The organism is Cetobacterium sp. 2A (assembly GCF_014250685.1).
Taxonomy (GTDB): domain Bacteria; phylum Fusobacteriota; class Fusobacteriia; order Fusobacteriales; family Fusobacteriaceae; genus Cetobacterium.
This window is the reverse complement of sequence record NZ_JACFAJ010000005.1, coordinates 118,948-140,524: the sequence shown is the minus strand read 5'-3', so window position 1 is coordinate 140,524 and position 21,577 is coordinate 118,948. Positions and strand designations below refer to the sequence as shown.

Below are 21,577 nucleotides of genomic sequence, written 5' to 3'. Positions count from 1 at the left end.
TTATATCATAAATTATTACAAAAAATATAAGAAGTGAACTTTTAAGTTCACTTCTTATGTTATATTTATTCAATTTTTATTTATGATTTTGGAGTTGTGTCATCTACTTTAGTTGATGGTACTGATGTTGGAGGTGTATCATCTTGTTGTAGTACATCCTCTGGTTTTTGTGGAGTTACATGGAACTCTCCTCTAGCTTTCGGATGTGTAAAGAAATGATTCTCAGGAGCATTTTCAGTTGTTATTCTAACTGGCTCAATTCCTGTCGCATTCTTTTTGTCACGAAGTTCATAAATTATAAATGGTAAAACTGCTACTACTAAAAATCCAACTGTTAATATAGTTTCATATTCTCCTGTATTTCCACCAGGTATATTTGATGGTGGGAAGAAAGAAATAATGAAGGCAAATATTGAAACAATTAATCCAATTGCAGCAACTACAGACTTAACAACTACTCCACCAGGAATTTCATATCCAGCTTGGGCATCTGTAGATTTTCTTTTCAATACCAATACGATGTATCCAATAAATAGTAGGAAGTAAGTCATCAAGTAAATAACAACTGTTAATGACATAGAAGTCATGAAGGACATGTTATTTCCTCCACCACCAAGTGTTAAAATAATTGCCCAAATTGTTACTATTACTCCTTGGAACATTACTAATGGAACTGGAACATCATTTTTATTAACTTTTTTAAATATTGGAGGTAATATACCTTTTTGAGCTGCAACATATATTGATCTTGAAGGTCCAACTATCCAAGCACTTATTTCTGCTAACACTCCAAGTCCAATGAATGCAGCAATTATTCTAACTATCCAATTTAAACCTGAACCATAATGATTAATTAATGCCGCAAAAGTTTGATTTACACCTGAGCTTAAATTCAATTCTGAATTAGGTATTACTGCAGCGATAGAAAGACCTCCTGCCGCACTTAAAACAATCGCAACTATAACTAATACAAATATAGCAATTGGATATTCTCTTCTAGGATTAGCCATCTCATTCGCATGAGAAGCCGAAGCCTCAACACCCATATAACTTAATATAAATGAAACTAGAATAACTAATGAGTTAATTTTTGTAAAATCAGGGAAGAAAGCTTTCCAACTAACATCCATATACACTGGATTTCCACCTAAAATATAAGCAAGTGCTAATCCAATAAGTATAAGAGCAGGAATAACAATACCAAAAATAAATCCAACTTTAGCAATTTTTGCTGTATACTTAGTTCCACCTAATTGTGAGAAAGTTAAAATCCAGAATACAACTAAAATCACAGCCAATTTTATATGAGGATTCGTATTAAGTTCTGGCCAATCGAGAACATATGATAGCGATCCATTGATGAAATAAAGCATTGGAATATATCCTACTGTTATTTCAAAAAATTGATAAAATATTGCCGCAAATCCCCATCTTTCACCTAAAGATCCAGAAACCCATGTGAAAACTCCTCCAGTTTGCCAACCAGGAATTGTAGCCATCTCTGCAGCACATAAGGCAACTGGAATAAACCAGAAAAATCCACCAAATAATAAGAAGAAAAGCAATGAGAATCCTGAAGTTGCAAATGATGGATATTCATAAACAGCCATAACCATTGAAGCCGTTATCGTAAAAAATCCAAATAATGTAAGTTGCTTTTTAACTTTTGTAGCACTTTCCATAAAAACTCCTCCTTAAAAATATTTCGAGTCGTCCCGTCCCAAGCGACCCATTTAATTTCACATATTGTATTCACTACAAAGTATTTTTTTCCTCTTAAAAAAGAAAAAAAAATTTAAAAAGGAATTCAAAATTTTATCTAGTAAAAATATTCATCTATAAATTTACAAGGAGGTTTTATAAATGACTCAAATTGAACTTGATAAAATTATCGAAAAAAATCGTGTATATACAAAGGAAGGTAGAGTTGCAACTTACATTCCTGGATTAGCATCTGCTAATCCAAATAATTTAGGAGTTGTAATCGTATCTGAAGATGGTACTATTATGAAATCTGGAGACTGCGACGTAAGATTTGCGATAGAAAGTATTTCTAAAACTATTGTTCTGGCTTTAGCTCTATTGGATAATGGACCTGAAGGTGTTTTTAGAAAAATAGGTCAAGAACCGACTGGTGATGCATTTAATTCAATTAAAAGATTAGAAACTGGTCCACTACATAGACCTTCTAATCCATATATAAATGCTGGTGCTATTGCAACTGCATCTCTTATTAAAGGAAATGATCCAGTTGAAAAATTTAATAGAGTATTAGATTTTATGAAAAAAATAAGTGAAGACGATAGTCTTTATTTAGATTCTGATATATATTTAAGCGAAAAAGAAACTGGAGATACAAACAGGGCTCTTGCATATTATATGAAATCATATGGAGATATTGAAGGAAATGTAGATGCTATTCTAGATGTATATTTTAAACAATGTTCTATCAGCGTAACTGCTGAAACTCTTGCTAAAATTGGAATGTTCTTTGCCAGAGACGGTGTTTTATCAACTGGAGAAAGAGTAATGCCAGAAGGATATGCAAAAATTATTACTGGTCTTATGATAACTTGTGGACTTTATAATGAAAGTGGAGAATACCTTGTTGAAGTTGGAGTTGCTACAAAATCAGGAGTTGGTGGTGGATTACTAGCTACTGTTCCTGGAAAATATGGAATAGGAACTTTTTCTCCTCCACTTGATCCAAAAGGAAATAGTACTGCAGGTATAAAAGTTATGAAAGACGTTGTTGAAATTTTAGGAGTATCAATTCTATAAAAAAAGTAGAACCTCGTTAAACGGGGTTCTACTTTTTTTGTTTAAACCATATTTCAAAACTTTCATTATCAACTTCAATTCCAAAATCCATATTATTTAGCTCCAAAGCTCTTTTAACAATAGATAATCCCAATCCTGTTCCGTCTACTCCCGATTCAAAAGCATTTTGTCCTCTTGCAAATGGTTCCCAAATCTTTTCAATATCTATTGGCATCATGTTTTGCAAACTATTTCTAAAACTAAATTTTCCATCAATTTCTATTATTTCAAATTTCCCTTCATACGGTGAATATTTTAATCCATTTAATACAATATTATCAATAGCCAATTTTAAAATATTTCTATCCACTATTAAGTTTTTATCTTTTATTTTTATAATAACTTGTATATCATTTTCAAGTTCTATAAATTCATATTTTTCTAAAGATTGTTTTATTAATTTTTCTATGTCTACATCATCTTCATCCAAAACATAGTCTAATGAATTTATTCTAGATATAGTTAATAAATTGGAGATTAATTCGCCCATTTCATAACTAGTTCTTAATATTGTTTCATAATAATCTTTTCTTTCAGATTCTTCTACAACACTCTTTTTTAATAATCCTTGAGCATGTGTACTTATAATTGCTATAGGTGTTTTTAACTCATGTGATGCATTAGAAACAAAATTTTTCATAGATTCCATAGAGATATTTAATTTTTTAGACATTGTTTCAATATTTCTAGATAATTCGCCAATTTCATCGTCTCTATCTATTCCAATATTATCTATGAATTTTAAATCTGCAATATCGTAAGCTGCTAGATTTAGTTTTTCTATATCTGAAGTTATTTTTTTAGAAAAAACTTTTCCTAAGTATGCAGTGAGAATAAGAGTTATTATACTTGTGATAATACTAAACAAATACATCTCATATTTGTATGTATCCACGGATAGCAATGAAGCTCTTAGAGATATCCAAGTTCCATCAGGCAATTTGTCATTGTATATTAAAATTCTTCCAGAAGATGGTGAAGGTGCTGATACAAAGAAAAATCTTTGTTGTAACTCTCCGTTCAGTTCCATCATTCTCATATCTAAAGCTTTTCTCATCATTCTTTTATGCATACCAGTTCCAATTTCTCGTCCATGTTTATCTAAAAAAACAACTACCATAGATTCTCTTTGCTTTAGTTCTTCTAAATAATCCTCTAATTCTTCAGGTTTATTTCTTATTTTTTTTACTTCTGCAACTATTTTTTTCATATTTTCTTTTTTTCTATATATATAAAATTGGTCAAGAAATAAAAAATTCAAAATATAACAAATCGAAAGAGTCATTACAACTATTCCTATCGAATATATAAATATCTTCTTAAAAAAATTTATCTTAATCTTCATTAAATATATATCCAACTCCTCTTATCGTCTTTATATTCTCGCTATATTGACCAAGTTTTTTTCTAAGTCTTTTTATTAAAGTATCAACTGCTCTATCTTCACAATAAAAATCAAATCCCCAAATTTCATTTAATAATTTTTCTCTGTTTAGTACTATTCCTTTATTACGTATAAAATATTCAAAAAGCTGTGCTTCTCTCCCTGAAAGTTCAATCTTTTCATCTTCTATAATAATCTCTAATGTTTTAAAATTAAAAATTAAATTTTTATATCTATATATATTATTTCCTTCTATTTTTAATATCTTTTTTATTCTAGCTTCTAGAATTTTTAAACTAAACGGTTTTGTGATATAGTCGTCTGCACCTATTTTTAAACCTGTAAGTTCATCATTTTCAGTATCTCTAGCCGTCATCATAACAATGGGTACAGCTGAGTTTTCTCTTATTTCTTTGCAAACTTTCCATCCATCTTTTTTTGGAAGATTTATATCTAAAAGAATTAAATCTGGCTTTGTTTCAAAAAATAATTTTATTCCACTTTCTCCATCAAATGCTTTCATCACTAGAAATCCATCTGCTACTAGTGAATCTCCTATAGATTTAGCTAAATCTTTTTCATCTTCGATTATCAATATTTTTTTCATAATTATTAACCCTCTTTCAAATTTATAAAAATTGAAAAAAAGGAGTCTCTTCGACTCCCCTCAATCTTTATTTTTAGTTTCCTTGAGCTACTGGCATTGGATTTGCCATTGCAGTATTTCTTATCTTCATCATTTCAGTTCTTTGTTTTGCCTGTAATATAGCGATATCTTTATTTACGTTTTCAACTTTTGTCCAATCTACTTTTTCATTTAATAAAAGTTTTTTTACTTGTAGTTTTTTCTCTTGGATAGCAATTGAATTTTCTGAACGTAATTTTTGTTGTTCAGGTGTTAAAATCATTCTAGAATGTCCTTTTCCCATACCACTCATTCCTTGCATATTGCAAGCAGTAGTCATAGTTCCCATGTTTCTACCACCCATATCTCCGTGTCCTTTTGCAAAAGTTAGTGCTGATAAAACTAAAGTTCCTACTATTAACATTTTTTTCATTTTGTTGCCTCCCTGTATCTTGTTGTTTTTTCTTTACAAGGAGATTCTATTATTTTATTGTGTCACCAATATGTCATCTTAAAATAATTAAATAATTTTTTGTAGTAAAAGATATGTTGCCCCTAAAAGTCCAGCATCATTTCCTCTATCTGCCATTTTAATTTTTAAAATTTCATTATAATTTTTACCTATTTTTTCTTTTAAACTTCTATTTATATAAGTTTCTAGAAGATCTCTCTGGATAGATATTCCCCCACCTATAACTATAAGTCTTGGATTAAAAATATATACCAAAGTTGATAATCCATCGGTTAGGTAATCACACCACTTCTCTAAAATACTCTCATATATTCCACCGATAGATGTAACATTTGAAAAAAATTCTTTTCCATTTAATGTTTCTCCAGTTTTTTCTTTTATCAATTCTAATAGTGCAGTTGTTGAAGCATACTGTTGATAGCATCCTTTTTTTCCACAACCACAATTTTTTCCACCTTTTTCTATTTGAATATGTCCAAATTCTCCAGCTACAAAACCTTCACCTCTAAATAATTCCCCATTTAAAACTATTCCACCACCAATTCCAGTTCCAACCGTTAGACAAATAAAGTTATCTGAATTTTTTGCAGCACCTAACCAAAATTCTCCAAGAGCTGCACAGTTCACATCATTTTCTAAAACAACTGGTAATGAATATTTTTTTTGAAGGATATCTACTAAATTGGTTCCAATCCATCCAGGAATAAGTTCTGTTCCACCAACAACCTTTCCCTTCATAGCGTCAATTTGTCCTGTTGCTGATACAGCTATTCCTTTTATTTTATCATTAAATAAGTATTTTTCAACTATAAAATAAATTTTTTCTAAAAGTTGTTCCACTCCTTTTTCAGCATCAGTATCCTCTGAATCAGTCTTTAAAATCTCACCATTTTCGTTGACAACTCCATATTTAATACTTGTTCCGCCAATATCAATTGCAACTATATTCATAAATTCTCTCCCTATAGATATTGTTTCCCAATTTCTAATGCAGATTTAACTTTTAAATCTGAAAGTTTCTTCATAGGAAGTCTGCAATATCCAGCTTCAACTCCTTTAGATTGAAGAATAATTTTTATAGTTTGATAAAGTCCATTTCCTAGAAGTTTCTCAATTATATCATTTAAATGTGTCTGACTTTTTCTAGCTGCTGCTAAATTCCCATTAAGAGTATACTCATAAACTTCTCTTGCAATTTTTCCTGTAATATTGTAAGTACTTCCAATAGCTCCGTCTACTCCTAATGCTACAGCTGGAAGTAACATTTCATCAAATCCTGCATATATTAACTTATTAGGGAATGCATTTCTAACTCTTTCAAGTAAATAGAAATCTCCGGCTGTAAATTTAACTCCAATTATTTTGTCATTTTCAAAAAGTTCTGCAAATTGTGATAAACTCATATTTACACCAGTTAAAAATGGTATAGAGTATATTATCATATTATTTTGAGTTTCATTTACTATAGTTAAGTAATAATTTTTTATCTCTTCAAAATCAAATTTATAATAAAATGGAGTAACTGCTGACAACGAATCATACCCTAACTCAGTTGCATATTTTCCTAACTCCACTGCTTCAAATAAATTTATAGACCCAACTTGTGCAATAAGTTTAACAGAATCTTTTGCTTCATCTTTAACAACTTCAAATATTCTTTTTTTCATTTCAGTAGGAATCATAAAGTTCTCTCCAGTACTTCCTCCTACATAAAGTCCATCGACTTTCATAACATCTATATTGTATCTAACTATTTCTCTAGTTCCCTTTTCATTTAAATTTCCATTCTCGTCAAAAGCTACAAGTAGCGCTGTAAATAAACCTTTCATTTTCTTCCTCCGTTTTTTTATTAATTTATATTGTTAATATCCATTGAAAAACTTTATCACTTAATCCAACTATATCCTCATGACCAAAGTCTGGGTATACAAGCATATTCTTTTTAGACATTATTTTATTATACATAGCAAACTGGGTTGAGGCAGGACAAATTTTATCCATTAAACCAGTAACTACAGTGACTTCTCCTTTTATTTCAGGAGCAAGATATTGAACATCTATATATCCTAATGTTGTAAAAATATAACTCTCTTTTTCATGAAGAGGATCTTTATATTTAAAATAATCTCTTAGCTCTTCATAAGGCGATTCTCCTAAGTCCATTTCCCAAACTCTCTTATAATCACAAAGAAATGGATATATTGAAAATACCTTTTTTACTTTTGGTTCAAGAGAAGCCGCAACTAAAGCAAGAGCTCCACCTTGTGAAAGTCCTAGAGTCGCAACTCTGTTTTCATCAATATTTTCCATACTCATAACAATTTTTACAAGTTTTGCTGCATCTAGAAAAAGTTTTTTATAATAAAGATTTTCTGCACCTAAATCTAGTCCCCTTATTAAATTTCCTCTTCTAAAATGCTCGCTATCAGTATTTCCAAATTGATCTCTACAATCCATTGAAAAAACTGCCACCCCTGCCGCTACAAATGATAATTTTGTACTCCAATCTCTACTGTTCCCCCCATAGCCATGATATTCCACAACTGCTGGAACAGGTGCTATAATATTTTTGGGAAGAAGTAGTTTAGCATAAATTTTCTTTTCATCTACGCCTTTAAAAACAAGATCATAACATTCCGCATAAGGCGCTTTAAAATTTGATTCTGTCATAGAAATACTCATATCTGAATTCTCTAATTCGTTCAAAGCTTTTTTCCAATACTGATTAAAATCTGATGGTTTAGGATTTGTTCCATAATAATCTCTAAGATTATCTAAAGGTAAATCTACACTTGGCATATTTATTCTCCTATCCTGCTACTCCTAAGATTAAATTCGGTAAAAAAAGTACTAAATTTGGAAATATAATTAAAATTATCAAAGTTATTAGTATGGGGATTAAAAATGGAATTACCCCCTTGGTTATCGTACTGACGGATATATTTCCAACTCTAGATACAACAAATAAAGCCATTCCCATTGGTGGGGTTAAAATTCCAATCATTAAATTTAAAGTACTTATAACTCCAAAGAATACTGGATCTATTCCAAATTGAATTATTACAGGTATTAACATAGGTAAAACTAAAACTTGCAAAGCTAAAGCTTCTATAAATGTTCCTAAAAAAATTAAAAGTAAGTTTATCATCACTAAAACTAGCAATGGAGATTTACCAAATGTTAAGAAAACTTCTGCTATTTTCATAGATATTTGCTCTCTCGCTATTACTTGTCCAAAAAAAGTTACTCCCATTATCATAAGGACAGTTACTCCACTTACTTTTATAGCTTCAATTACATCTCTTATAAATCCTTGTACTGTAAGTTCTTTATATACAAAGAATCCTAACGCCATTGAGTAACAAGTAGCTATTACAGCTGCTTCTGTAGGCGTAAAGAACCCAGAAAAAATTCCACCAATTATTATTAAAGGTGTTAAGAGTGCCCAAAATGATTCCTTAAAAGCTATTAGTCTCTCTCTATTACTAGCTTTTGGAGCCCTTCTATATCCTCTTTTTTTACAAATAAAATAGTTCATAATCATAAGAGCTATTGTAAGTATAACTCCAGGAATAAATCCTGCTAGAAATAATCTTGCGATAGACTGATCGGCAATTACTCCGTAAATTATCATACTGATGCTTGGTGGAACTAATGGTCCGATTATACAAGACGCAGCTGTTAATCCACCACATATATCATCATCATATCCTTCGTCTTTCATAGCCTTTATTTCTAGTTGTCCAAGACCTCCGGCGTCCGCTAATGCCGATCCAGACATCCCAGAAAATATAAGACTTGCAAATATATTTACATGTCCCATACCACCGATATAGTGCCCTAGTAAAGATTTAGCAAAACGAAATATTCTTTCAGTTATTCCAGAACTATTCATAAGTATTCCAGTTAAGATGAAGAAAGGAACACTCAATAAACTAAAGCTGTCTAAACTGTCAACTAAAGTTGCTCCAACAAAATATATGACATTCCAACCTGTTAAACTAAAAAATATAACTGTTGCAAATATCAATGAAAATCCAACTGGAACCCCCATAAAGATCATTCCAAACCAAGCTGCAAAAGTTGAAAGTGTTAACATTTATTCTCCCTCCCCTTGTCCTGAGTAATATTCATTTTCAATAAGTATCATAGGTGAGAATACGAATTTCCCTTCCTTGTGCTCTTGGAAGCAAACATTTATAAATCTGTATAACATCAGTGTTCCAACCAGAGGAAGAGAAGCATACATCCATCCAGCTGATATTTTTAAAGCAATAAGTTCAAATATTAATTTTCTTTGGAAAAGTTTTATTCCAATAAAAATTATTATCAATAAAGAAATTAATACAATTGCTTGAATAACTGTATGAGCAATTCTAGTTCCTCGTACTGAGAATTTTTTATATAAAAAATCTATCATTACATGCTGTCTATACTTTATTCCCATGCTTACACCTAGCATTCCAATATAGACATATAAGAGAATTGCCAGTTCTTCACTCCATACCAAAGGAGCATCAAATACCTGCCTAGATACAATTTGAGCAACAAGAACTGCAAACATTATTACAAATAATATTGTTCCAACTATCTCTTCAAAATTATCAAAAAATTTTTTGAGTTTCATTTTTATCTCCTATTTTATTGACGTTATCTCTTCTAAAGCTTTCTTTCCAACTGATCCATTCTTTTTAACATATACATCATAAAATGGTTGCATAGCAGCTGAGAACTTTGTTAAATCAGGAGTTGTTACAGTTACCCCTTGAGTTTTAAAGAAATTTATAACTTCAGCTTCTTCATTTACAAATAGTTGAGTATGGTAATTTGCAGCTACTGCAGCTTCATCTTCAACTATTTTTTTCAAATCTGCTGGAAGTTTTTTTAGAGTTTCATTACTCACTAAGTACACTTGGTCATTTAAAATATGGTTTGTCATAGCTAAATATGACTGAACTTCATAAAATTTTTGTGCTCTGATAGCTGATAGTGGATTTTCTTGTCCATCTACAGCATTTGTTTGAAGTGCTAAATAAACTTCTGAAAATGCCATAGGTGTAGGAGATGCTCCTGTATTTTTTGCATACTCTAGATTTGCTTCAGCCTTAGGAACTCTTAATTTCATTCCCTTCATATCTTCTAGAGAATTTATTGCTCTATTAGATGTTGTTTGTCTTGTTCCGTTGTATGCTTGAGATAAAATTGTGATATTCAAATTTTTATCAATTTTATTTTTTAAAGATTTTCCAATTTCAGTATCGCTTGTAGCTTTTTGCATATGATTAAAGTCTTTTATTACGTATGGTAATGAGTAAACTTGAGCTTCTGGAAAGAAAATATTAAATCTTCCAATTTCAGCAAATCCAAAATCTAAAACTCCTGCTGATAATTGTTCAATCATTGTTCTGTCGTCTCCCAATTGTGATCCTGGATAAAGTTCTAACAAGATTTGTCCATTTGTCTTTTCTTTTAAATTATTTGCAAAGTGCTCTGCTGCTTTATATTCGTTTGAACTATTATTTGCTACTAGTCCCATTTTTAATTTATAAACTTTCCCATTTGCACCAAAAGCTACCATTCCAAATAACATTGTCATTCCTGCCACTTTTAAAAATCTACTCATTTTGTACCCCCTTGATTTTTATTTTAAATTAAAAATTATCTATATTTTCTTTAAAAACAATTCTAATTTTTACTACATAATTATGAGGTTTTTCTTGCAATGACTTATAAATCAAGTCAAATATATGTTTTCCTGCAATATATCCCTGTTCAAATATCTCTTCAATTACGGTAGCTGTTATAATTTCATCTTTTATAAATTCTTTTATTTTATTATTAAATCCATTGGTTACAATTTTTAATTTTCTATCTTCTTTTTGAATATAATCAATCACTTCTGCGGGATATCTATTACAATAAAAGCCTTTCACATCATCGGTTAAATAATCGGATATTTTTTCTAAGTTATCTGATAGATTTTCAATATATATAGGTCCTATGATATTTTTATTCTTTGTATTAACTCTGGTAAAAAAACCATCTAAATAAAGTTTTGATGATAAATTGTCATCTCCACCATCGATTACTAAAAGTTTCTCATTTTCTCCTAAAATATTTTCCATTATTCCACCAGAAATTTCTCCAGCTCTGTAATAGTTTGCCTCTACATAGAAGATACTATCAGTTATTTTTTTTCCTATAGAAACAACTTTCACTTTATCCATGTATGGAGCAATTACTTCTAATACTCTTTTTTCATCCAAAGGAGTTATTATAACCCCGTCCAAATCTTTAGTTTTTAAAACCTTTTCTAATGTTTCCAACTGTTCCCAAGGATTATTTATATCAGTCTCTATTATCTCTATTTTAAAATTATATTCCTTTAACTCTTTTTGAGCAGCTTTTAACCCTCTATTTATCTCATCGGTATATCTTTGACTCCTCGACTTAGCTACAAAAGCATAAACAACCTTCTTACTTCTTAAAGCTAATGAACTTCCAAGATAATTTTTTATATAACCCATCTCTTTAGCCAAAGCTATAACTTTTTCTTTTGTTTCAGGTCTTATATTCTCGCTTCCATTCAATGCTCTTGCCACGGTAGTCCTTGTTATACCTAAAATTTTTGCCATTTTTTCTTGAGTTACCATATATTTCTCCTACGTTACTTTGTTCTCGTGAACATTTTGTGCTAATTTATTACCTCCAAAATTAGAGCTTGTCAATAGTTTTAAAAATATTTTATTTTTTATGACATTTCGGTTATAATGTATAAATACACTAAAATATTGATGGAGGATTTCATGTATAAGATCTATACTTCCCAAGAAATTGAGAAAAATATAAAAAAATTTAAAGAGTTCAATGAAAATTTTATACTTGATAAACATTCGTTTTACTGCGTTTTAGAAAATAAAAATGGGTTGATTGGATATGCAGATTTGGAAAAAAATGACCATGAGTATATTTTAAAAAATATATTTATTAGACAAGAAGACCGTTATAAATCTCACGGAACAAAAATTATATCTTTTTTAATAAATAATAAAGTAAAAAAAGGAACACTTGTTGTTAAAAACTTTGAATCTATGGAGACATTTTTTAAAAAATTAGGATTTAAAAAAGAAAATAACCAATATATTTTAACAGATTTAGCCGGTAGAGATGAAAGACAAAAAGAAGGCAAAAAAACAGTCTATTATTCCATCTTTTGGAATATAGTATTAGCAGTAACAAAAATTTCAGCAGGAATTTTTGGTAAATCTCGTGCCCTTTTAACAGATGGTTTTAACTCACTTTCAGATGTTGCAACTTCAACTGGAATCCTACTTGGAATTCATTTTAGCAATATGCCTGAAGATGAAGATCACCCATTTGGGCATGAAAAAATAGAGAGTATCATAGGGGTTGGATTAGGAATTTTTATGATTATTACAGCTTTTGAACTTGGAAAGGGCAGTATAGAAATTTTAATATCTAATCAAGACCACACAATTCCCAAAATAACTACAATCTTTTGGGCTGGATTTTCATCAGTTGTAAAATTCTTTATGTATAGACAAAAGATGAGAGTTGGAATAAAGACAGGAAATAGTGCTCTTATAGCTGATGCAAAAGACAGTAGAAATGATGTTTTCTCATCTCTTGGTGTAATTTTAGGTATCTTATTATCTATCTATATTTCGCCAGTATTTGATATTATTATCAGTATTTTAGTAGCACTTTTAATATTCAAAGAGGGAGTTTCTGTAATTTTAGAAACAACTGATGTTATTTTAGATAAACAAGATTTTGATTTTTTAAAATCTATAGAAGATTATATTTATGAAAACACCAATATATCAAATGTCCATGATATGGTTATGAGAAAATCAGGAGATAAAATATTCTTATCCCTACATGTTAGAGTTTCAGGAGATATGTCGGTCTATGAATCACATAAAATTGCAGATAATTTAGAACAATCAATCACTATAGATTTCCCCTCTGTAAAAAGTGTAATAGTCCATATGGACCACCTATTATAAAATAAAAAAGGAAGTTATAAGTACATTTAAAACGTACTCAATAACTTCCTTTTTTATTTTATCTCTTTACTTTATCTAATTCTTTTTCAGTTACAAACATAGAGATGTTTCCAACTTCTAACCAAAGTCCGTCGTTCTTTCTTCTTAAGAATACAACTAACTTTCTATCGCTTTTAACTATTCCATTTCTTTCTAATTCTCCGATAGTTTTTGTTTCTCTACCAGATGGGCTAAGCATAGCTTTTATGATATCTTTCTTTCTAACTCTGATTGATACTTTTGGAAAACTTGCTTTAAATCTAATGTGATCATTTTTATCTTGAGTTTCAATTTTTGTTAAATAATCTTTCCCGTTATCTTTAACAATACCTGCGTAAGAAACAACAGATCCCACTAATAAGCATGCTGCTAATATTAATTTCTTCATTTTATTTTTTCTCCTTTTAACTCCCAAAAAAATTATGACCATATAGTCATTTTGGTCCTTGGATAGTTTATCACATTTTAACTAATATATCAACTTGTATTTTGTAACTTTATGAGCTATTATTAAAATATTCAAACTATATTTAACCATTCACAAGGAGGATTACATGAATACTGAAATTATAAAGCAATACGAAACTCTAAAAGATGAAATTATAGATAAAATTGGAAAGTTAGTATCCATTCCGAGTGTTATCGATGAAAGCACTAATAACTTAAATACATCTCATCCTTTTGGAGTTGAAATTGAAAAAGCTTTAGATGAAACATTAGAACTTTGTAAAGATTTAGGTTTCAAAACTTTTAAAGATTCTGAAGGATATTATGGATATGCCGAAATTGGTGAAGGAAAAGAAATGATAGCAGTTTTAGGGCATCTAGATGTTGTCCCAGCTGGAAATTTAGAAATGTGGAATTCTGATCCATTTAAAGCTATTTTAAAAGATAATAAACTTTATGGAAGAGGAACTCAAGATGATAAGGGTCCTACTGTAATTGCTCTATATGCTGCAAAAGCTCTTATGAACCTTAAAAATAAATTTAATAAAAGAGTTCGTTTCATTTTTGGAACTGATGAAGAGAACCTTTGGAGATGTATCAATAAATATATGCAAAACGAAGAAGTTCCGTCTATGGGATTTACACCAGATTCTAAATTTCCTATGATTTATGCTGAAAAAGGTCTTCTTCAATTCAACCTAATTGGAAAAGGTGAAGATATTGAAATAAATGTAGATTCTGCATATAACGCTGTTCCTGACAAAGCACAGTACTCTGGTAAAAATTTAGATTCTCTTGTAGCTGCTCTAGATAAACTTAATTATACTTATGAAATAAAGGATAACGAAGTAACAGTTCTTGGAAAATCTGTTCATGCTGCTGCTGGCGAAGATGGAATCAACGCTATAAAACATCTCGTTATAGCCCTTAAAGAAACAGGATACAGTTCTCCTTCTATAGACTTTATTGCAAATGAAATTGGTAATGATCCTTATGCTGAAAAAATATTTGGTGTTGTAGAAGATGAAGATTCTGGTAAACTTAAATTTAATGTTGGAAAGTTAATAATAACTAAAGATAAATCACAAATTGGTATAGATATTAGAATACCTGTAACTGCAAATAAAGATATTATCGTTGAAACTATCAAAACAGTTTCAAAAAAATATGGTTTTGAATATGAAGAAAGAGATTTTTTAAGATCTTTATATGTCCCAAAAGATCATATTTTAATTAAGACCCTTCGTAAAATCTATGAGGAGGAAACAGGATTCGATTCAACTCCCATTTCTTCAGGTGGAGCAACATATGCTAGATCTATGGATAATTGTGTTGCCTTTGGAATGGTCTTTCCAGATGGAGAAAAAACAGAGCACCAACCTAACGAATACATTTCTTTAAAGGATATGGAGAGAGCTTTTGGAATATATGCTAAAGCAATTCAAGAGCTTTCAAAATAATCTAGGAGGAAATATTTATGAGTAAAAAATTTAAAATGCCAAGTGCCTATACTATTCTGATTTGTTTAATTGCTGTTGTTGCAATCTTAACATGGATAGTTCCAGCAGGAATTTACGACTACGTTGACCCTACATCATCAAATCTGCAACCTATTCCAGGAACATATAAAGCAATTTCTTCGAATCCTCAGGGACTATGGGAAATTGTTAATGCCCCTATTATTGGTTTTTCTCAAGCACAAGATATAGCTCTATTTATTATAGTTATTGGAGGATTTCTTGGAGTTGTTATGAAAACTGGAGCGATTGATGCAGGAGTACAATCTGTTATTAAAAATTTCAAAGGTAAAGAAACTCATTTAATTCCTATTCTAATGGTTCTTTTTTCTTTAGGAGGAACTACTTTTGGAATGGCAGAAGAAACTGTAGCTTTCTATCCAATTATTATACCTGTTTTCATAGCTGCGGGATTTGATACAATCACTGCTATGGCAACGATTCTTCTTGGAACTGGAATTGGCGTTTTAAATTCAACTGTTAATCCCTTCGCTACTGGTGTAGCCTCTGGATTTGCAGGTATCTCTATAGGTGATGGTTTATTTCTAAGAGTTATTTTACTTATTATACAACTTGCTATCGTTGCTAAAATTCTTATGCATTATGCCAATAAAATTTTGAAAAATCCAGAGTCATCATATGTTTATTCTACAAAATTAGATGACGAAGAGCATTTTTTCAATATGAGAAATAGCAATGTGGTTATTGAGTTCACAAAAAAGAAAAAATTGATTCTGTTTATTTTTGGAATGACTTTTATAGTAATGATTTTAGCCGTTATTCCTTGGGCTAGAAAGTTTAATATAACTTTTTTTGAATCTCTTTCGACCACTTTAAAAGAGTTGCCAGCTATCGGTGTTCTCCTTGGAGATATAGTTCCATTAGGAGATTGGTGGTTTGGTGAAATGACTGTTTTATTCCTTATCTCATCTGTATTAATTGGAATTGTAGATGGAATGAATGAAAAAGAAATTCTAGAAAACTTTTTAAATGGTGCTAAAGATTTACTAGGTGTTGCCCTGATTGTTGGAATATCAAGAGGAATAACTGTTGTTATGAATGCTGGTGGAATGACTTATACAATCTTAAATTGGGGTGAAACTCACCTAGCGGGACTTGGAAAAATTCCATTCATTATTTTTACATATTTGTTTTATATTCCTATGTCGTTTTTAATTCCTTCAACATCTGGTCTTGCAACTCTTACTATGCCTATTATGGCTCCTTTAGGTGAGTTTTCAGGTGTTGCTAAGAATATTGTTGTAACAGCATATCAATCTGCTTCAGGACTTGTAAATCTCGTTACTCCAACTTCTGCTGTTGTTATGGGAGGACTTGCTATTTCAAGAATTGGTTATGGAACTTGGATAAAATTTGTTCTTAAAATATTAGCTGTTTTGTTCTTTACTACACTGATTGGATTAATTATAGCTTCATTTGTTTGAAAATAATTTATCTTTATGGAGAGAACCTATTTTCTCTCCTTTTTTTGTGGTATAATATCCTAAATTTCACAATAAATTTAATGAGAGGATATTGTATGAAAGTCACAAAAAAATCTTTACTTGCACTCACTATTCCAATTTTCTTAGAGCTATTATTAGTTACTGTCGTTGGAAATGTTGATACTATAATGCTAGGAAGATATAGCGATAGCGCTGTCGCAACCGTAGGTGGAATCAGTCAGGTTCTAGGAATACAAAATGTTATTTTAAGTTTTATCTGTCTAGGAACTAGTATTTTAACTGCTCAATATCTTGGAAGTCAAAACTCAAAAGGTATACGAGAAGTTATCTGCGTTTCTCTTATTATGAATCTTGTTTTAGGGACAGCTCTAGGACTTCTTTACTTTTTTGGTTGGGAATGGATTTTGGTACAAATCAAGCTCCCAAAACACTTAATTTCTCTTGGAGAAGGATACTTTAAATTAGTTGGTGGACTTTGTATATTCCAAGCTATTACACTAACTTGTGGTGCTGCTATGAAAAGTTTTGGAAATACAAAACAGATGCTTTATGTAAATGTTGGTGTCAACCTTCTAAATATTTTAGGTAATGGTATGTTTATTTTTGGTTGGTTTGGATCTCCTATTCTTGGAGTTACCGGTGTTGGTTTATCAACTGTAGTTTCAAGATCTTTAGGTTCCATAGTATCAGTTATAGTTATGATGAAATATTGTAACTTTAAACTTATTCATTTTAAAGAATTTTCAACTAAAATTTTAAAAAATATTCTTTCTATAGGAATTCCAACTGCTGGTGAACACTTAAGTTGGTCAATTGCCCAGTTAATAATTCTATCAATGGTAAATACTATGGGAAGTATAAATATTACAGCTAGAACATATCTAACTTTAGTTTCATCATTTATTATGATATTTTCTATTTCTCTTGGACACGGCACCGCAATACAGGTAGGTCAATTAGTGGGGGCTAATGATAAAGATCTTGCCTATGTTCAATGTCTAAAAAGTACAAAAATATCATTTATTGCTGCTGGTATTGTATCAGTAATTGTAGTACTCGCTAAAGTTCAAATAATGAAATTCTTTACTACGGATATCTCTGTTTTAAATGCCGCTTATAAAGTTTTTATTTGGATGATTTTACTAGAGACAGGAAGAACTTTTAATATTGTTATAATCAACTCACTACATGCTGCTGGAGATATAAAATTTCCAATGTTTATAGGTATTTTTTCTATGTTTGGAATAGCCGTTCCTCTATCTTGGTTATTTGGAATTCAAATGGAACTTGGACTCGTTGGAATTTGGTTAGGAAATGCTGCCGATGAATGGTTGAGAGGTATTGCTATGCTTTGGAGATGGAATAGTAAAAAGTGGACAAAGAAAAGCTTTGTATAAATCATGAAATAATAATTTCGGGGGAGATTTGTTATGAAAAAAATGAACTTTTTAACGTTAAGTTTAAATCTTATATTTTTTATTTTTACAGGTTGTTCTCAAAATTCTGATGATAATATATCTGATAATAAAATAAAAGAAATTCGTGTAGCTTTTGAAAGTTTAACAGACAATCATTTAGCAAGACTTGAAAAAGTTATAAAAAAATTTGAAGAAAAAAATGAAAATATTTCAATAAAACTTGATATAAAAAAGACAGATTATTTAAAAGAATTAAATGACGACTTTGAAACAAATAATCCACCAGATGTTTTCATATCTGGTTCAAGTTTTTCAAAAATTAATATCAAAAAAAATAGAATTTTAGATTTAACTAAAAAATATGAAGAATATGAAAAAAATGAGATGATTTATAAACAAACTATGAAACACTTCTCAGAAAATGATAAAATTTATGCATACCCAACTGGATTTTATTCTTCAATCATTTTTTACAACAAAGAAATTCTCAAAAAATACAAAATAGAGAAACCCCAAAACTTTGAGGATTTTAAAAATGTCTTAGTTAAATTAAAAAATAATAATGTTATCCCTCTAGGAAAAAATTTAATATATACTAATCTTAAAGATACAATCAACAAACTAGGTTTAGAAAATGATAAGCGTCTAAATTTTTATTTGAAAATGGAAGAAGAAAAACTATTTGTTTCTATAAATGAACTTGGTTTTAAAAATAAATATGAAGCATTTGCTAGTGGAAATGTAGCTTTTATAATTGGTATTGCTGCAGATATTGAAGAAATCAAATTTTATAAACCAAATTTTGGAATACTTGAAACTTTTTCAAATGAATCTGAATTTTTCATTTCACTTGGATACTGTATCAGTCAAAATTCTAAATATCCAGAAGAAAGTTTTGAATTCGTCAAATTTTTACATGATTTAACTGTAGAAGGAGCTTGGGATTTAAAAATATAAAAAAGGTCATGCTTTAAAAAGCATGACCTTTTTTTACTGCTCTTCTTTTTCCCAAGTAATTGATAAATTAGATACTTTAGAAGAGTTGGATTTTTTTAAAATTGAATTCCCTATTTTTGTTATTCCATTTTCTGTGGTTAAACTACTGCTTTTTACTTCTAAATCTGGATTTTCAAGATTCATATCTAAACGCCCTTTAGATACGTTCAAAACTGGTCCTGCGGCTCCTCTTTGAATATAAAAATTTTCACTATCATCTTCTAAATCGAATGAACTTTTTTGATTTCCTGTTTCGTCTAATACGACTAATTGCTGACTCGGTTCAACTACAGTCACCTTAATATTTATCGGGATTCTAGCCGAATCTACAGAGTTATATGTTTGAGTACAAAAGACAGTAAGAGAAATTGAAAAAAACAATAACAATCTTTTCATTTTAATCACTTCTTTTTCTTTTATTTCCCCTTGTTTTCAAACATATACTAAAGAGAGTTTAAAAATCCTCTCTCTATTTTATAATTTTATAGTCTGTATTAAATTTCTATCTAAAGTTTCTCTCACTTCTATTTTCCATACATCACTTTTTTTCTTAAATTGTGGAATTTCTACATCAAATTCATTAGTTTTCTTAGCAGGTAAAACTCCCCCTAAGAGTGTTGCTTTTTCTCCACGGTTCCCGATTACCTCAATCATATAACGTACAAATCTTTTTTCAGTATGGTTGTTTACAAATCCTTTAAACATTACTTTTCCATCTTTCTCATAGATCTCATATTTTTCTAATTTTAGTTTTGCTGGTAAATCTCCAACCCAACCTAACATTTCAATATTCATATTTATACCAACTGTTGTTCCAGCTACTACAGATTCTTTTTTTTCATCTAATACTCCTGGAACTGTTACAGAATTAACTGCTAAATAAAAATTATAATCTCCTTCTTTAGCCCCTTCTGGAGATTTTGCATATAATTTTAATTTCTTACTCTCACCTTCCTTTATTGTCATATATTTAGGTTCAAACTCTATCCATTTGTCCATCGATTTTTCAGGATTTTTTCCAGGCAATACAGCAAATTTATATCTTATAGTTTTTCCAGTCATATTTTTAAAAGTATATTCTTGAAATCCCTCATCATTATCTATTCTTTTTCCAAATCCATCAGGACTTATATGAAACCCAAAAGATATAATTGAAATCAGTAATATAAAAATTGATAATATTATTTTTCTCATTAAAATTTCCCTCCCTTTATATCTGACAAAGTCAGTTCTGTATATAAAACACCACTATAATTCCCATCAAGTGCATTACTTGGTACGTTTGCAATTCCAGATATTTCATATTCATATATATTATTTGTTGGAGCCGATTCACCTTCTACCGTAAATGAATTAACAGTTATTTTCGAACTTTCTTCCATACCATCACGACCTAACTCTATAGAAGTATCCACAACTTTAAAGGAAAGTACTGTCCCAATTGTACTTTTTACCTTTATATTTGCTTTTGTAATTGGACTATTATTTACTGTTCCTTTTTGTAAAGTCCCAAAGTCCATATCTGATATACTTAATATTTCAAATTTAGATGGTAAAAAATTAATTATATCCTCATATATTTCAAGTCTACCATGAGAGTACTCTATTGAAATTGAAACTCCACTTTCTAAACCTTCAGATGATTTTATTTTTAAAGTTCTGACAGATTCTCCCCATGAACCACTGATATCAATACTAAATTCGAACCTATTTGATGTTGTATATTTCTGACCGCTAAGTGATAATTCTTTTTTTTCTCCATTTACAATTTCACTAACTTTCTTAATTCCAGGTACAAAAAACATTCCATTTAACATTCCTGAAACTACTTGGAAATATCCAGAATTATAATTAATACTTCTGTCTGCGTGAATACTAATTTCTTGATTAGTTACATCTGAATTAAGGACTCTCATATTTATTGTTCTTGAAATCCAAGCAAAAGGAGATATTCCTTCTGCACGATCCATTAAATTCCCTTTGTATATATTTTTTATACTCTCGTTTTCAATAATCCACAAATAAATTTCACTTGGTTCATTTTCATAGTCTATTACAAGAATTTTTTTACCATTATATTCTAAAATTTCATATTCCAACTCAGAAACTATTTTTTTATTTTTTCTCTCTAAAGAAGTTGTAATATAAAGATTTTTTTTTGTTGTTCTTTCCTTGATATCTTCAAACTCTTTATAAATTTTCTTATTAACTTTATCAATATACATATCTGTCGATTTTGTCTTTATTTTAGTTACTTCTATATTCATTTCTGCCGGCTTATACATTTTAGGGGCTGATATAAAATCTTTAGAAAATAAAATATTAATTACAGTTATAAAAACTAAAAATATTTTCTTCATAGC

Annotated in this window: 19 protein-coding genes and 1 pseudogene; 6 read left to right on the top strand and 14 right to left on the bottom strand. The window is 29.8% G+C overall.

Annotated elements, in window-relative coordinates:
- Positions 1–80: 80 nt before the first annotated feature.
- Entirely contained in the window at positions 81–1,682 is a 1,602-nt protein-coding gene (gadC, locus tag H3N56_RS03530; RefSeq protein WP_185879930.1) for a glutamate:gamma-aminobutyrate antiporter, read from the bottom strand.
- A gap of 181 nt (positions 1,683–1,863) precedes the next feature.
- Here gadC and glsA point away from each other — a divergent pair, with 181 nt between their 5' ends.
- Positions 1,864–2,781 carry a glutaminase A gene (gene glsA / locus H3N56_RS03525; RefSeq protein ID WP_185879929.1) on the top strand — a complete coding sequence of 306 codons (918 nt, stop codon included), beginning with the start codon at positions 1,864–1,866 and terminating at the stop codon, positions 2,779–2,781.
- A 28-nt stretch (positions 2,782–2,809) separates the two neighbouring features.
- Here glsA and H3N56_RS03520 read toward each other — a convergent pair whose 3' ends face one another.
- The 9 genes and pseudogenes from H3N56_RS03520 to H3N56_RS03475 form a co-directional block, all read right to left on the bottom strand.
- Positions 2,810–4,165, bottom strand: a complete 1,356-nt coding sequence (locus H3N56_RS03520) for a cell wall metabolism sensor histidine kinase WalK (RefSeq protein ID WP_185879928.1) — start codon at positions 4,163–4,165, stop codon at positions 2,810–2,812.
- Positions 4,155–4,811 (bottom strand): response regulator transcription factor, encoded by a 657-nt coding sequence (locus H3N56_RS03515; RefSeq protein ID WP_221893426.1) that lies wholly within the window; start codon positions 4,809–4,811, stop codon positions 4,155–4,157. Before H3N56_RS03515 ends, H3N56_RS03520 begins: the two co-directional genes overlap by 11 nt.
- A gap of 73 nt (positions 4,812–4,884) precedes the next feature.
- On the bottom strand, positions 4,885–5,262 hold the full coding sequence (locus H3N56_RS03510; RefSeq protein WP_185879927.1) for a hypothetical protein: 378 nt from the start codon (positions 5,260–5,262) through the stop codon (positions 4,885–4,887).
- A gap of 87 nt (positions 5,263–5,349) precedes the next feature.
- On the bottom strand, positions 5,350–6,252 hold the full coding sequence (locus H3N56_RS03505) for an ROK family protein (protein ID WP_185879926.1): 903 nt from the start codon (positions 6,250–6,252) through the stop codon (positions 5,350–5,352).
- A gap of 11 nt (positions 6,253–6,263) precedes the next feature.
- A complete protein-coding gene (locus tag H3N56_RS03500) occupies positions 6,264–7,130 on the bottom strand; it encodes an N-acetylneuraminate lyase (RefSeq protein WP_185879925.1) in 867 nt (288 codons plus the stop codon).
- A gap of 25 nt (positions 7,131–7,155) precedes the next feature.
- Positions 7,156–8,100 (bottom strand): acetylxylan esterase, encoded by a 945-nt coding sequence (locus H3N56_RS03495; protein WP_185879924.1) that lies wholly within the window; start codon positions 8,098–8,100, stop codon positions 7,156–7,158.
- Positions 8,101–8,110: 10 nt separating this feature from the next.
- A pseudogene (locus tag H3N56_RS03490) lies at positions 8,111–9,928 on the bottom strand (TRAP transporter large permease subunit).
- Between the two features lie 9 nt (positions 9,929–9,937).
- A complete protein-coding gene (locus H3N56_RS03480) occupies positions 9,938–10,924 on the bottom strand; it encodes a sialic acid TRAP transporter substrate-binding protein SiaP (RefSeq protein WP_185879921.1) in 987 nt (328 codons plus the stop codon).
- A 28-nt stretch (positions 10,925–10,952) separates the two neighbouring features.
- Positions 10,953–11,954, bottom strand: a complete 1,002-nt coding sequence (locus H3N56_RS03475; RefSeq protein WP_185879920.1) for a LacI family DNA-binding transcriptional regulator — start codon at positions 11,952–11,954, stop codon at positions 10,953–10,955.
- Between the two features lie 153 nt (positions 11,955–12,107).
- Between H3N56_RS03475 and H3N56_RS03470 the strand changes: the two genes are divergently transcribed.
- On the top strand, positions 12,108–13,331 hold the full coding sequence (locus H3N56_RS03470) for a GNAT family N-acetyltransferase (protein WP_185879919.1): 1,224 nt from the start codon (positions 12,108–12,110) through the stop codon (positions 13,329–13,331).
- A 58-nt stretch (positions 13,332–13,389) separates the two neighbouring features.
- On the opposite strand, the gene H3N56_RS03465 is transcribed toward H3N56_RS03470, so the two are convergent.
- The gene (locus H3N56_RS03465) at positions 13,390–13,758 is read right to left on the bottom strand and encodes a hypothetical protein (RefSeq protein WP_185879918.1); all 369 of its coding nucleotides are present in this window, start codon (positions 13,756–13,758) and stop codon (positions 13,390–13,392) included.
- A gap of 166 nt (positions 13,759–13,924) precedes the next feature.
- Here H3N56_RS03465 and H3N56_RS03460 point away from each other — a divergent pair, with 166 nt between their 5' ends.
- From H3N56_RS03460 to H3N56_RS03445, 4 genes are all read left to right on the top strand, one after another.
- Entirely contained in the window at positions 13,925–15,277 is a 1,353-nt protein-coding gene (locus H3N56_RS03460; RefSeq protein ID WP_185879917.1) for a M20 family metallopeptidase, read from the top strand.
- Positions 15,278–15,294: 17 nt separating this feature from the next.
- Positions 15,295–16,779, top strand: a complete 1,485-nt coding sequence (locus H3N56_RS03455; protein ID WP_185879916.1) for a YfcC family protein — start codon at positions 15,295–15,297, stop codon at positions 16,777–16,779.
- Positions 16,780–16,874: 95 nt separating this feature from the next.
- Positions 16,875–18,197, top strand: coding sequence for an MATE family efflux transporter (locus tag H3N56_RS03450; protein WP_185879915.1), 1,323 nt, complete (start codon positions 16,875–16,877; stop codon positions 18,195–18,197).
- Positions 18,198–18,230: 33 nt separating this feature from the next.
- Positions 18,231–19,175, top strand: coding sequence for an ABC transporter substrate-binding protein (locus H3N56_RS03445; RefSeq protein WP_185879914.1), 945 nt, complete (start codon positions 18,231–18,233; stop codon positions 19,173–19,175).
- A gap of 33 nt (positions 19,176–19,208) precedes the next feature.
- On the opposite strand, the gene H3N56_RS03440 is transcribed toward H3N56_RS03445, so the two are convergent.
- From H3N56_RS03440 to H3N56_RS03430, 3 genes are all read right to left on the bottom strand, one after another.
- Complete coding sequence (locus H3N56_RS03440; protein ID WP_185879913.1) at positions 19,209–19,610, bottom strand: hypothetical protein; 402 nt, start codon at positions 19,608–19,610, stop codon at positions 19,209–19,211.
- A 78-nt stretch (positions 19,611–19,688) separates the two neighbouring features.
- On the bottom strand, positions 19,689–20,408 hold the full coding sequence (locus tag H3N56_RS03435; protein WP_185879912.1) for a hypothetical protein: 720 nt from the start codon (positions 20,406–20,408) through the stop codon (positions 19,689–19,691).
- Entirely contained in the window at positions 20,408–21,574 is a 1,167-nt protein-coding gene (locus H3N56_RS03430) for a DUF4402 domain-containing protein (protein WP_185879911.1), read from the bottom strand. Before H3N56_RS03430 ends, H3N56_RS03435 begins: the two co-directional genes overlap by 1 nt.
- Between the last annotated feature and the right edge of the window lie 3 nt (positions 21,575–21,577).